Raw genomic sequence first — 11,818 nt, forward strand, 5'->3', positions numbered from 1 at the left:
AACGATGCGGGCATTCCGCCTCAGTACGGCTACTCTGCGGACCAGACGCCCCGCGATGCCGACGCGGCGAGCACGTCGTGGACAACGAGGAGCAGGAGTGGCGAATTCCCCCGCGCGGCGCGAGCCGCACCCGACCACCTCGGCCGCCCTGCTCTCGTGACCTTTCCCTCCCAGCCCCCCGGCCTCCGGTCCCGACCCATGAACGACGACAGCCCGATGACAGCCGATTCGATCAGCCCGCTCCCGCGGAGCTCAGCCGCGCCCCGGCAGGCGCCCGCTGCCGTCGTCGCGATGGTGCAGCTCATCCGCGACACCTGGGCCAAATCGGAGCCGTACGCCCCGGAGATCTCCCAGTTCTTCTACGGGATGCTCTTCACCCTCGCGCCCGCCACGCGCGATTTCTTCCCGATCAACATGGAAGTGCAGGGCGGCCGGATCATCCGCGCGCTGGCCCGCGTCGTGCAGATGGTGGACCGGCCGGACGACCTGCTGCCGTTCCTGCGCCAGCTCGGCCGCGACCACCGCAAGTTCGGCGTCGCCCCCAAGCACTACGAGGCCGTCGGCACCGCGCTGCTGGCCGCGCTGAAAAACCACCTCGGCCCGGACTGGACGCCGGAGGTCGAGCGCGCGTGGGCGGAGGCGTTCACCATCGTCGCGCGCGTGATGCAGGAGGCCGCGGCGGCGGACGAGAACCCGGCGTCCTGGTCGGCCACCGTGATCGAGCACCGGCGGCTCACCTGGGATCTCGCGCTGGTGCGGGTGATCCCGGACCAGCCGGTGCCGTATTCGCCGGGCCAGTACGTGAGCGTCGAGGTGCCGCAGCGGCCGCGGCTGTGGCGGTACCTGTCGCCGGCGAACGCGCCGCGCGAGGACGGCGGCATCGAGTTCCACGTGCGCGCGGTCGACGGCGGCTGGGTGTCCCGCGCGATCGTGAGCCACACGCAGGCGGGCGACGTCTGGCGGCTCGGCCCGCCGCTGGGCCGGATGACGGTCAACCGCGAGCAGTCGCGCGGGGTGCTGATGGTCGCGGGCGGCACCGGGGTCGCGCCGCTGCGGGCGATCCTCGACCACCTCGCGCTGTGGGGCGAGAACCCGAAGACCCGGCTGTTCTACGGCGGACCGACCCGCGAAGACCTCTACGACCTGGAAGAACTGCGCGCGCTCGCGGCGACCAACCCGTGGCTGACCATCACCCCGGTCGTCGAACGCGGCGACCATCTGCCCGGGTGCGAACACGGCACGCTCGCCGAGGCGGTCACGCGGTACGGCGCGTGGCCGGACCACGACATCCTGGTGTCCGGGTCTCCGGCGATGATCCGCGCGACGGTGTCGCGGATGCTGGTCGCGGGCAGCGCGCTGGACCAGATCCAATACGACCCGTTCACCGCGGACTGAGCGCGATCCGGCGCACGTGGCTATCGTCGGCTGCCATGGACATCCGGATTCCGGCAGCGGACGGCGAAATCGGCGGTTATCTGGCAGTGCCTAGCGGCACCGGGCCGTTCCCCGCGGTGGTCCTGATCCACGACGTGCTCGGGCTGAACCAGGACGCGCGCGAGATCACCGACCGGTACGCCGCCGCGGGCTATCTCGCGCTGAGCCCCGATCTGTACTCCCGCGGCGGCCTGATCCGGTGTGTGAAGCGGACCTTCCAGGACCTGTTCACCCGCGAGGGCAGGGCGTTCGCGGACATCGAGGCCGCGCGGACGCTCGTCGCCGGACGCGACGACGCGACCGGCAAGGTCGGGGTCGTCGGCTTCTGCATGGGCGGCGGGTTCGCGCTGGTGGCCGCCTCGCGGGACTTCGACGCTTCCGCGCCGTACTACGGGCAGCTGCCGAGGGATCTGTCCGTTTTGGACGGTGCCTGCCCGATCGTCGGCAGCTTCGGCGGCAAGGACCTCTCGCTGCGCGGCGCGGCCGCCAAGCTCGAAGCCGCGCTCACCGAACGCGGAATCCCGCACGACGTCAAGGAATACCCGGACGCGGGGCACGGCTTCGCGAACCACTACCGGCCCGCGCCGCTGGCCGCGCTCGCCAAGGTCGCCGGGATGGGCTATCACGAACCGTCCGATTCGGACGCTTGGCGACGCGTCACCGCGTTCTTCGAAGAGCACCTGAAGTAGCGCTCAAGCAGCCGGAACTACCGCCAGACCGCCTCGGCGCGTTCGCTGGCTTCCGCCGTGAAGTAGTCGCCCGTCTCGAGGTCCTCCAGCAGTGCCGGGTGGCGCGGTGTCCAGCCGAGCAGCTCCTGGGTGTGCGTGCTGGAGGCGGGCACGTCAAGCGAGAAGAACCTTGCCAGGAATGGGTTTCCGAGATGCTCGGCGGCTTCTTCGAGCGTCAGGGACGCCGTGGGGATGTCCAGCAGTTGCGCGATCTTCTCCGCGACACTCTTGATCTCCACGATTTCCCCGACCCCGTGCAGCATGCTTCCCGCCGGCGCTTTCTCCAGCGCCAGGCGGAAAAGCACCGCCGCGTCTTCGCGATGGACGGCGGGCCAACGGTTCGTACCGTCGCCGAGATAGGCCGAGACTCCCGCCCGGCGCGCGCCCGCGATGAGTGCCGGAATGAAGCCGTGATCGCGCGGTCCGTGCACGGTCGGCGCGAGCCGCACGACGCTGGCACGGACACCCCGGTCGGCGAATCCGAGGCAGGTTTGCTCGCCGGGAATCCGGAAGTACGCGACTGAGTTCGGATCGGCCGGGTCGAGTTCCGTGCTGACCTGGTCGGCCTTCAGCACCAGCGTGCCGGACGTGCTGACGAACGGCTTGCCGGTGCCGACCAGTGCCTGGCCCAGCGCGTCGATCGCCTCGCAGTCGCGGCGGATGAGGTCGTCCGGGTCGGCGTAGCTGCCGCCTTGGGCCATGTGCAGCACGCCGTCGGCGGCTTCGGCGCCGCGGCGGAGGCTGTCGAGGTCGTCGAGCGAACCGCGGTGCGGCGTCGCGCCCAGCGACTCCAGCCGCGCGGCAGCAGCGTCCGAGCGAGCCAAACCGGTGACCGAATGCCCGGCCCGGATCAGCTCGGCGACGACGGCCGGGCCGGTCTGCCCGGATCCCCCAGTGACGAACACATGCATGAAAGGCTCCTTAGTGTCAGTCACTGACTCTACGCGTAGCGACAGTGACTGACGCAATGTGGTGTCAGTCACTGCCGCAAACCGCGGGTAGGCTCACCACGTGCCACGGAGCGGAGCAGAAGCGCGCAGCCGCCTCAAACAGGCGGCGCTGGAGCTGTACCGGGAAAACGGGTTCGACAAGACGACCACCGCGGAGATCGCGGCCCGGGCCGGCGTCACCGAGCGCACCTTCTTCCGGCATTTCCCCGACAAACGCGAGGTGCTCTTCGACGGCGAAGCCGACCTGCGCGAGGACCTGACGAAATCAGTCGCCGAAGCTCCGGAAGGCCTGGCCCCGCTGGAAATCCTGCTGCGCGCCTTCCGGAAGGCCGGGCGGATCATGGAACGCAATCTCCCGTTCGCCGAGCCCCGGCGGGACTTGATCGCGGCGACGCCGACGCTGCGCGAACGCAATCTGGCCAAAGCCGCGACGCTCGCCGAGGCGCTCGCGGAAGCGTTGCGGCAGCGAGGCGTCGAGGATCGGTTGGCGGGGTTGGCCGCCCACGCCGGATGGGCGACGTTCCACCACGCCACGCAGGCCTGGATCAGCGATCCGACGCGCGCGTTGGACGACTACCTGGACGAGGCGTTCGCCGATCTGCGGGCACTCGGCGCGGAGGTCCAGACAGCGAAAGGCCCTCCCGCGTCGTAAACGCGAGAGGGCCTTCGGCGCCAAACTCAGCGGCGCTTGGGTTTCCACACCACCAGCGACGTGTTCTGCCGCAGCGGCACCAGATCCTTGCGATAGGACGCGTGCACCGCCGCGGCGGCCTGTTCAGCGGCCGCGTAGGCAGCGGCGAGTTCTTCGGTCAGCTCGTGCACCCGGGACCGCAGCGCGTCGACCTGGTTCTCCAGTTCGATGATGCGCTTGATGCCGGACAGGTTGACCCCCTCCTCCTGCGAGAGGCGCTGGACCTCGCGCAGCAGGGCGATGTCGCGCATGGAGTAGCGCCGCCCGCCGCCGGCGGTGCGGCCCGGCGAAACCAGGCCGTGCCGGTCGTAGGAGCGCAGCGTCTGCGCGTGCAGCCCGGAAAGCTGGGCCGCCACCGAGATCACGAACACCGGGGTGTCCTCGTCCGCGCCGTGCGGGAGTCCCGGATTACCGCCGAACATCACCCTCACCTGCCTTCGAGCAACTCGGTGATCTCAGGCCGCGGATCGTGGCCCTTCATCGCCTCGGCGTAGGCCTCGAGCGCCGCCCGCGCCTTGTCGTCGAGCTTCGCCGGGACCGCCGCCTCCAGGGTGACCAGCAGGTCGCCCTGCGCGCCGTCCCGCTTCTGAATGCCCTTTCCGCGCACGCGCAACACTCGTCCGCTCGCGGTACCCGCGGGCACCTTCAGCGACACCTTGCCTTCGAGCGTCGGCACCGTGAGCGTGGTGCCCAGCGCGAGTTCGGTGAAGTCCACCGGCACGGTGAGCGTGAGGTTGAGGTCCTTGCGCCCGAACAGCTTGTGCGGGGCCACGTGCACGCGCACGTACAGATCGCCCGCCTGCGCGCCGCCGCGTCCGGGCTCGCCCTGTCCGGCCAGCCGGATCCGCTGGTCGTCCTTCACGCCCGGCGGGATCCGTACGGTGAGCGTGCGGGTGCGGGTGCTGATGCCCTCGCCGCCGCACTCCGGGCACGGGTCGTCGATGATCTTGCCCCGGCCGCGGCAGTCCTGGCACGGCTCGGAGAACGCGAACGCGCCCTGGCTGCGGCTGACCAGCCCGGACCCGCTGCAGGTCGGGCAGATCCGCGGCGAGGTCCCCGGCTTCGCGCCGTTGCCGCCGCAGGTGGCACAGGTGGCCGGGCTCGACAGCCGCAACGGCAGCGTCGCGCCCTTGACCGACTCGAGGAAGTCGATCCGCACATCGGTCTCGACGTCCGCGCCGCGCTGCGGCCGGTTCGCCGTCGCACCGCCGGCCCCGCCCCGGCCGCGGCCGAAAATGCCGCCCAGGATGTCGCCGAGCCCGCCGAAGCCGCCCTGCTGTCCGGCACCGGCCTGGGTGAACAGGTCGCTCATGTCGAACCCGCCCGCGCCACCGCCCGGGAAGCCGCCGAAGCCGCCCGCGCCGCCGGAGCCGAAGAGCGTGCGCGCCTCGTCGTACTCCTTGCGCTTGGCCGGATCGGACAGCACGCCGTACGCCTCGGACACGGCCTTGAACTTGTTCTCGGCCGCGGTGTTGCCCGCGTTGGCGTCCGGGTGGTTTTCCTTGGCCAGCTTGCGGTAGGCCTTCTTGATCTCGTCCGTGGTCGCGTCGGAGGAGACACCCAGCTCTTTGTAGAAGTCCTTGCCGATCCACTCCCGAGCACTCATCGGGTGTCTCCTCCTTTCGCTGCGAACCGATTGTTACTGCTGACCGGACTCATCGACCGAACCGTCGAGCGGCAGTTCGCCGCCGACCGGCGGATCGACCGGCTGCTCCGCGGGGGCCGCCGCCGGCTCGTGGTCGGTCACGCCGACCAGCGCCGCCCGCAGCACCCGCTCGCCGAAGCGGTAGCCGCGACGCATCACGAGCGTGACCGTCGGGCCCTTCACGTCCGGGGACGTGTTGTGCTGCACGGCCTCGTGGATGCTCGGGTCGAATTCCTCGCCCTCGGCGCCGAACGCTTCCAGTCCGGCCCGTTCCAGGCTGCTGACCAGCTTGTCGGCCACCGCCTTGAACGCACCGGTGAGGTCGCCGTGCTGCTCCGCGCGCTGGAGGTCGTCCAGCAGCGGAAGCAGATCGCCGACCACGGACGCCTTCGCGCTCTGCACGACGGCCTCGCGGTCGCGGTCGACCCGCTTGCGGTAGTTCGCGTACTCCGCCTGCAAACGCTGCAGGTCGGCAGTGCGCTCGGACAGTTGCTTTTCGATATCCGAGGCGGCCGGAACGGCTTCGTCCACGGAATCGCCGAGCGAGGGGCCCGCGTGCTCCACGGGCTCCTCACCAGCCGGAGTGTCCTCCGCGGCGGGCGGGCGGACCTCGCCGGTCTGCGGGTCCACCCGTCGCCGATCCCGCACGACTACCGGTTCCTCGGGGCCAGTGCCCTCGGTCTCGGAGTGGCGGGGGGTCACTTCTTCTCGTCCTCTTCCACGATCTCGGCGTCAACCACGTCGTCCGCCTTCGACTTCGGAGCGTCGCCCGCGGCACCGGCCGCGCCTTCCGCACCCGGGGTGCCTTCGGCACCGGCCGCGCCCGCGTTCGCGTACAGCGCGCTGCCCATCTCCTGCGAAGCGGTGTTCAGCTTCTCGATGGACTCGCGGATCTTGGCCGAGTCGGTGCCCTTGAGCGCCTCGTTCGCCTCGTCGATCGCCGACTTCACCTTGCCCTTGAGGTCCTCGGGCAGCTTGTCGTCGTTGTCCTTGACGAACTTCTCGGTCTGGTAGACCAGCGTCTCGGCCTGGTTGCGGGTTTCCGCTTCCTCGCGGCGCTTCTTGTCTTCCTCGGCGTGCGCCTCGGCGTCCTTGACCATGCGCTCGATGTCGTCCTTCGGCAGCGCGGAGCCACCGGTGATCGTCATCGACTGCTCCTTGTTCGTGCCGAGGTCCTTCGCGGTGACGTGCACGATGCCGTTGGCGTCGATGTCGAAGGTGACCTCGATCTGCGGCACGCCGCGCGGGGCGGGCGGAAGACCGGTCAGCTCGAACATGCCGAGCTTCTTGTTCGCCGCCGCGATCTCGCGCTCGCCCTGGAACACCTGGATCTGCACCGACGGCTGGTTGTCGTCCGCCGTCGAGAAGATCTCGGACCGCTTGGTCGGGATCGTGGTGTTGCGCTCGATCAGCTTGGTGAACACGCCGCCCTTGGTCTCGATGCCCAGCGACAGCGGGGTCACGTCGAGCAGCAGGACGTCCTTCACCTCGCCCTTGAGCACGCCGGCCTGCAGCGCGGCGCCCACGGCGACGACCTCGTCCGGGTTCACGCCCTTGTTCGGCTCGCGGCCGCCGGTCAGCTCCTTGACCAGGTCGGCCACCGCCGGCATGCGGGTGGAACCGCCGACGAGCACGACGTGGTCGATGTCGCCGACCGAGATGCCCGCGTCGCGGATGACGTTGTTGAACGGGGCCTTGGTGCGGTCCAGCAGGTCCGAGGTGATCTTCTGGAACTCGGCGCGCGACAGCGTCTCGTCGAGGAACAGCGGGTTCTTGTCCGCGTCCACCGTGATGTAGGGCAGGTTGATGCTGGCGGAGTTGGAGCTGGACAGCTCGATCTTCGCCTTCTCCGCCGCCTCGCGGATGCGCTGCAGCGCCATCTTGTCCTTGGTCAGGTCAATGCCGTTGGCGGCCTTGAACTTGTCGACCAGCCAGGTGACGATGCGCTCGTCCCAGTCGTCGCCGCCGAGGTGGTTGTCCCCGGAGGTGGCGCGGACCTCCACGACGCCCTCGCCGATCTCCAGCAGGGAGACGTCGAAGGTGCCGCCGCCGAGGTCGAAGACCAGGATGGTCTGTTCCTTCTCGCCCTTGTCCAAGCCGTAGGCCAGCGCGGCCGCGGTCGGCTCGTTCACGATCCGGAGCACGTTCAGGCCGGCGATCTGGCCGGCCTCCTTGGTGGCCTGCCGCTGCGCGTCCTCGAAGTAGGCCGGAACGGTGATCACCGCGTCGGTGATCTCCTCGCCCAGGTACGCCTCCGCGTCGCGCTTGAGCTTCATCAGCACGCGCGCGCTGATCTCCTGCGGCGTGTAGGCCTTGCCGTCGATCTCGGTCTTCCAGTCGGTGCCGATGTGCCGCTTCACGGACCGGATCGTGCGGTCGACGTTCGTGACGGCCTGGTTCTTCGCCGGCTGGCCGGTGAGCACTTCGCCGTTCTTGGCGAAGGCGACGATGGACGGGGTGGTACGGGAGCCTTCCGAGTTGGCGATGACCGTCGGCTCGCCGCCCTCAAGGACGGCGACGACCGAGTTGGTCGTGCCGAGGTCGATGCCGACCGCTCGCGCCATGGTGCTTCCTCTCGTGTGCTGGGCTGGGTTGCTGCTATGTTCGTGACCTGCGGTTTCGAGGCACTCTTGAGTACCTTCTTAGCAGGTTCTCGAGGTCTCGCGCACGGCCTGGTCCACCAGACTTGAGCCGACTGCACTCAACCTTGCTATCAGGATAACGGCGCACCCCCCGGTCTTGTTCCCGGGTTCACCCGCAGAATTCGCCCCGCGGCGGTGTGACGCCACTCACCAGGTAACTGGCCTCGGCACGCCGCACGCACTCGGAGTTGAGCAGCCCGGTGTGGCCGTCGCCGAGGTACGTGAGCAGCGCGGATCCGTCGATGTGCGCGGCGAGCCCGCGGGCCCACCGCAACGGCGTCGCCGGGTCGTGCGCGCCGCCCACGACGAGGATCGGCGGCGCTCCGTGCACCGGCTGCGGCCGCGGCGGGTTCAGCGCGGGAAGCGGCCAGCCGGTGCAGCCCGCGGAGAGGTCCCAGTACTCGCTGTAGCGCCAGCTGTGCGGGGCGACCGCGCGGATCACCTGGGCGGTCGCGCGCAGGTCCGCCGGCCCGGTGAACGGCGACGGGAAATCCTGGCAGCCGATCGACCGGTACGCGCCGTAGGTTTCGCTCGCGAACTGTGCGCTGGTCGCGAGCGCGCTCGCGTCCGGGTCCGCGAGCGCACGGCTCAGCACCGGCCACTCGGCGGGGAGATAGAGGTGCCCGTACGCGCCGGAGGCCAGCTCTTCGCCGGTGGCCTTGCGGCCCAGCGCTTTCGCGTACGCGCCGTGGCTGACGAGGTCGTCGTAGCGGGCGAGGGCGTTCTTGCCGTGCAGCGCGCAGTCCGTCGAGCGTTCGCACCACGCGGAGAACCGCAGCAAGGCGTCCTCGGTGGCAGCGGCTTCCTCGACCATCGCCTGCCGCATCGGCCGGGAGTGGTCGACCGCGCCGTCGAGCACCATCGTGCGCACCCGGTCCGGATGCTTCGCCGCGTACACCGCGCCCAGCTCGGTGCCATACGAGACGCCGAGCCAGGAGATCTTCTGCTCGCCGAGCGCGCCGCGGATCGCGTCGATGTCCTCGGCGGCGCTTTGCGTGTCGACGTGCCCGAGCAGCGGGCCGGTCTTGACGAGACAGTCCTCGCCCGCCGCGCGGTTGTGCGCGACGAAGGCGTCGTACTGCTGGCGCGTGCTGGGGAAGAGGCCGATCTTCGGGTCGTACAGCTTCTCCTGGGCGCAGCTGATCTTCGGGTTGGTGAACCAGACGCCCCGCGGATCGAAGCCGATGATGTCGAAGCGGTCCCGCAGCGGTTTCCGCGCTGAGCCGATGACCTTGGGGTCGAGTCCGCCGAAGCGCACGAAGCCCACCCCGGAGCCGCCCGGCCCGCCCGGGTTGACCAGCAGCGAACCGATCCGGTGCGCCGGGTCGGCGGCGGGCAGGCGGGTGAGCGGGATGCGCACCGTGCCGGTTTCCGGATGGGCGCGGTCGATCGGCACCTCGATCTGGCTGCATTGCGCGGTCGGTTCCGGCTGGGTCCCGCACGGCGTCCAGGTCAACGCCGGAGTCGGTGCGCTGACCAGCGGAAGCATGGCCAGCACGGCGGCGGCCAGGTTCATGCCCGGCGCACCTGCCCCGTCCGGTCGTCGGCGGAGGTGCGGAGCACGACCGCCTCCGCGTTCCGGACGACCCCCTGCTGCACCGGGATTTCCACCACCGCGACCGGCGTCGTGACCTGCGGTTCAGGCGAGTGGCCGAACGCCGCGGTGCTCGCGAACGCCCCCACCGCGCCCGCCAGCACCGCGGCCAGCAGCCGCGTTTCGAGTTTGCGCATGAGGTGTCTGTTCTCCCCTTCAGACGGCCTTGACGGTGACGCTGCCGCTGTCCGTGTTCAGCTCGAGAGTTTTCGTGTCCGGACTGGAGTTCTGCGGAAGGTCGATGCTGCGGCGCCCGCTGTCGCTGGTGCCGGTGACCTGGTAGGACCCGGCGCGCGGCACGGACACGTCGATCCGCCCGGAGTCGGCCCGCGCCTTGACGTTGTTCGGCTGGGTCAGGCTGAGCTCGATCCGCCCGCTGCCCGCGGAGACGTCGACCGGCCCGCGCAGGCCGTCGCCCGCGATCCGGCCGGACTGGCTGTGCACCCGCACCTCGCCGACGTCGTGCAGTTCGGCCGCGCCGCTGTCCAGCTGGAGCTTGACCGGCCCGGGCACGTCCCGCACCTGCGCCGCGCCGGAATTCGCGGTGACGTCGACGCTGCCGACGCCCGCGAAGTCCAGCGTGCCGGAGTCGGAACTGCCGGTGACCGGAATCCCCGCCGGGACGATAAGCTCCAGGTCGGCGGTGCAGTTGCGGCCGCAGTCCAGGATGACGAGCTGGTCGCCCTCGACGCGGTAAGCGTCCCCGGGCTGTCCGCTGAAGTGGTAGCGAAGGGTCTGATGCACGCGAGCCGCGCCGGGCGCGGTGCGGATGCGCACGTCCCCGGAGTCGTTCTCCAGCTTCACCCCGCGGATTTCCTGAGTGAGCGTCGCGTCCCGCGACACCGTGGAACCGAACCCCCACCCGCCGAATCCGATCGCCACCCCAACGCCGATCACCGCGATGCCGGCCAGTGCCAGAAGCGGGCGTGCCATGTCAGTTCCCCTCAGTACCACTCTCGGCTTGTCTCCAGAGACGGTAGAAGGAGCGGACCCCCGGGGACATCCGGTAAACCCCCCGAAACATCCCTGAGGCGGCGACGGGAGGGCCGGGGTCCTAACCTGGCGGCCGGAGAGCCCCGTGAATCAGGAGGAACCCATGCCCCAGCCGCCCAACCCGTACGACTACCTGCCGTCGGTTCCCTCGTTCACCCTGCGCAGCACGGACATCGCCGACGGAGAAACCCTGGCCCAGCCGCACCTCTCGGGCATCTTCGGCGCCGGCGGCGAGGACCGTTCGCCGCAGCTGGCGTGGGAAGGCTTCCCGGAAGGCACCCGCAGCTTCGCGATCACGGTCTACGACCCGGACGCCCCGACGGCCAGCGGCTTCTGGCACTGGGCGGTGTTCAACATCCCGGCGTCGGTGACTTCGCTGCCGTCCGGTGCGGGGGACGCCGCGGGGACGGGGCTGCCCTCTTCGGCGGTCACGCTCAAGGGTGACGGCGGAGTAAAGCAGTTCCTGGGCGCCGCGCCGCCTCCCGGACACGGGCCGCACCGGTACTTCTTCGTGGTGCACGCGCTGGACGTGGAGACGCTGGACGTGCCGGAGGACGCCACGCCGGCGTTCCTCGGGTTCAACATGTTCGGCCACACCCTCGGGCGGGCCACGTTGGTGCCGGTTTACGAGAACAAGGACTGAGATTCCGTCGTGGGGCCGGGTGCCACCGGCCCCACGCGACCGTCCGAAAAGGACTTCGCCCGGGCGTCAGTGCACCCCCTCGCGTTCGAGGTACCGCCCGTCCGCGTGCTCCGCGAATCCGAACTTCCGGTACAGCTCGTGCGCGTCCGAGGTGTGCAGCATCCACCGGAAGTTCGCCCCCGGCCCGTGGTCGATCATCTCTCGCACGATTTCCTTGCCCAGCCCGGCGCCGCGTGCGTCCGCCACGATGAACACGTCGGAGAGATAAGCCATCGCGACTCCGTCCGAGAACGCCCGCGCGAACCCGACCTGACGACCGCTCTCCGCCTCGTACGCCCCGACCACTCGCCAGGCGGTCCGCACCTGCTGCTCGACGTGGTCCCGGGTCCGCCAGCGCGACCAATACGCCTCGGTGGACAGGAACTCCCACACGACGTCGAGATCCACCCGCGAGACGTCGTCGTCCAGCTCGTAAGCACCCACAGTCCTCATGGCGGC

Annotated in this window: 13 protein-coding genes; 4 read left to right on the forward strand and 9 right to left on the reverse strand. The window is 70.1% G+C overall.

Annotation, left to right across the window (positions count from 1 at the left end; translation table 11 throughout):
* The first annotated feature begins 216 nt into the window (after positions 1 to 216).
* Positions 217 to 1,395, forward strand: coding sequence for a globin domain-containing protein (locus L942_RS02540; RefSeq protein ID WP_200862685.1), 1,179 nt, complete (start codon positions 217 to 219; stop codon positions 1,393 to 1,395).
* Between the two features lie 35 nt (positions 1,396 to 1,430).
* Positions 1,431 to 2,123: a dienelactone hydrolase family protein gene (locus L942_RS02545; RefSeq protein ID WP_037354282.1), complete on the forward strand. Its 693-nt coding sequence runs from the start codon at positions 1,431 to 1,433 to the stop codon at positions 2,121 to 2,123.
* Positions 2,124 to 2,140: 17 nt separating this feature from the next.
* On the opposite strand, the gene L942_RS02550 is transcribed toward L942_RS02545, so the two are convergent.
* Entirely contained in the window at positions 2,141 to 3,073 is a 933-nt protein-coding gene (locus tag L942_RS02550) for an SDR family oxidoreductase (protein ID WP_037354283.1), read from the reverse strand.
* Between the two features lie 100 nt (positions 3,074 to 3,173).
* On the opposite strand from L942_RS02550, the gene L942_RS02555 reads away from it, so the two are divergent.
* Complete coding sequence (locus L942_RS02555; protein WP_037354285.1) at positions 3,174 to 3,764, forward strand: TetR family transcriptional regulator; 591 nt, start codon at positions 3,174 to 3,176, stop codon at positions 3,762 to 3,764.
* 26 nt (positions 3,765 to 3,790) lie between these two features.
* Here L942_RS02555 and L942_RS02560 read toward each other — a convergent pair whose 3' ends face one another.
* The 7 genes from L942_RS02560 to L942_RS02590 all read right to left on the reverse strand — a co-directional run bounded on the left by L942_RS02560 (position 3,791) and on the right by L942_RS02590 (position 10,617).
* Positions 3,791 to 4,225: a heat shock protein transcriptional repressor HspR gene (locus tag L942_RS02560; protein WP_037354416.1), complete on the reverse strand. Its 435-nt coding sequence runs from the start codon at positions 4,223 to 4,225 to the stop codon at positions 3,791 to 3,793.
* 5 nt (positions 4,226 to 4,230) lie between these two features.
* Positions 4,231 to 5,409 carry a molecular chaperone DnaJ gene (gene dnaJ / locus L942_RS02565; RefSeq protein WP_037354287.1) on the reverse strand — a complete coding sequence of 393 codons (1,179 nt, stop codon included), beginning with the start codon at positions 5,407 to 5,409 and terminating at the stop codon, positions 4,231 to 4,233.
* A 33-nt stretch (positions 5,410 to 5,442) separates the two neighbouring features.
* On the reverse strand, positions 5,443 to 6,150 hold the full coding sequence (grpE, locus tag L942_RS02570) for a nucleotide exchange factor GrpE (RefSeq protein ID WP_037354290.1): 708 nt from the start codon (positions 6,148 to 6,150) through the stop codon (positions 5,443 to 5,445).
* A complete protein-coding gene (gene dnaK, locus L942_RS02575) occupies positions 6,147 to 8,012 on the reverse strand; it encodes a molecular chaperone DnaK (protein ID WP_037354293.1) in 1,866 nt (621 codons plus the stop codon). Before dnaK ends, grpE begins: the two co-directional genes overlap by 4 nt.
* 187 nt (positions 8,013 to 8,199) lie before the next feature.
* Positions 8,200 to 9,606: an alpha/beta hydrolase gene (locus L942_RS02580; RefSeq protein WP_037354295.1), complete on the reverse strand. Its 1,407-nt coding sequence runs from the start codon at positions 9,604 to 9,606 to the stop codon at positions 8,200 to 8,202.
* The gene (locus tag L942_RS02585; protein WP_037354298.1) at positions 9,603 to 9,821 is read right to left on the reverse strand and encodes a hypothetical protein; all 219 of its coding nucleotides are present in this window, start codon (positions 9,819 to 9,821) and stop codon (positions 9,603 to 9,605) included. Before L942_RS02585 ends, L942_RS02580 begins: the two co-directional genes overlap by 4 nt.
* A 19-nt stretch (positions 9,822 to 9,840) precedes the next feature.
* On the reverse strand, positions 9,841 to 10,617 hold the full coding sequence (locus L942_RS02590; RefSeq protein ID WP_037354299.1) for a DUF4097 family beta strand repeat-containing protein: 777 nt from the start codon (positions 10,615 to 10,617) through the stop codon (positions 9,841 to 9,843).
* Between the two features lie 163 nt (positions 10,618 to 10,780).
* Between L942_RS02590 and L942_RS02595 the strand changes: the two genes are divergently transcribed.
* Positions 10,781 to 11,320, forward strand: coding sequence for a YbhB/YbcL family Raf kinase inhibitor-like protein (locus tag L942_RS02595; RefSeq protein WP_037354302.1), 540 nt, complete (start codon positions 10,781 to 10,783; stop codon positions 11,318 to 11,320).
* A gap of 66 nt (positions 11,321 to 11,386) precedes the next feature.
* Here the strand turns inward: L942_RS02595 and L942_RS02600 are convergent, their stop codons facing one another.
* On the reverse strand, positions 11,387 to 11,812 hold the full coding sequence (locus tag L942_RS02600) for a GNAT family N-acetyltransferase (protein WP_037354304.1): 426 nt from the start codon (positions 11,810 to 11,812) through the stop codon (positions 11,387 to 11,389).
* Positions 11,813 to 11,818: the final 6 nt, after the last annotated feature.

This window comes from Amycolatopsis orientalis DSM 43388 (assembly GCF_000411975.1).
Classification (GTDB): Bacteria; Actinomycetota; Actinomycetes; order Mycobacteriales; family Pseudonocardiaceae; genus Amycolatopsis; species Amycolatopsis orientalis_D.

What these genes read in the sequence shown, in the direction of transcription:
- L942_RS02540 (WP_200862685.1), top strand. Translation starts at nt 217, where the DNA reads ATGACAGCCGATTCGATCAGCCCGCTCCCGCGGAGCTCAGCCGCGCCC.
- L942_RS02545 (WP_037354282.1), top strand. Translation starts at nt 1,431, where the DNA reads ATGGACATCCGGATTCCGGCAGCGGACGGCGAAATCGGCGGTTATCTG.
- L942_RS02550 (WP_037354283.1), bottom strand. Translation starts at nt 3,073, where the DNA reads ATGCATGTGTTCGTCACTGGGGGATCCGGGCAGACCGGCCCGGCCGTC.
- L942_RS02560 (WP_037354416.1), bottom strand. Translation starts at nt 4,225, where the DNA reads ATGTTCGGCGGTAATCCGGGACTCCCGCACGGCGCGGACGAGGACACC.
- dnaJ (WP_037354287.1), bottom strand. Translation starts at nt 5,409, where the DNA reads ATGAGTGCTCGGGAGTGGATCGGCAAGGACTTCTACAAAGAGCTGGGT.
- dnaK (WP_037354293.1), bottom strand. Translation starts at nt 8,012, where the DNA reads ATGGCGCGAGCGGTCGGCATCGACCTCGGCACGACCAACTCGGTCGTC.
- L942_RS02580 (WP_037354295.1), bottom strand. Translation starts at nt 9,606, where the DNA reads ATGAACCTGGCCGCCGCCGTGCTGGCCATGCTTCCGCTGGTCAGCGCA.
- L942_RS02585 (WP_037354298.1), bottom strand. Translation starts at nt 9,821, where the DNA reads ATGCGCAAACTCGAAACGCGGCTGCTGGCCGCGGTGCTGGCGGGCGCG.
- L942_RS02590 (WP_037354299.1), bottom strand. Translation starts at nt 10,617, where the DNA reads ATGGCACGCCCGCTTCTGGCACTGGCCGGCATCGCGGTGATCGGCGTT.
- L942_RS02595 (WP_037354302.1), top strand. Translation starts at nt 10,781, where the DNA reads ATGCCCCAGCCGCCCAACCCGTACGACTACCTGCCGTCGGTTCCCTCG.
- L942_RS02600 (WP_037354304.1), bottom strand. Translation starts at nt 11,812, where the DNA reads ATGAGGACTGTGGGTGCTTACGAGCTGGACGACGACGTCTCGCGGGTG.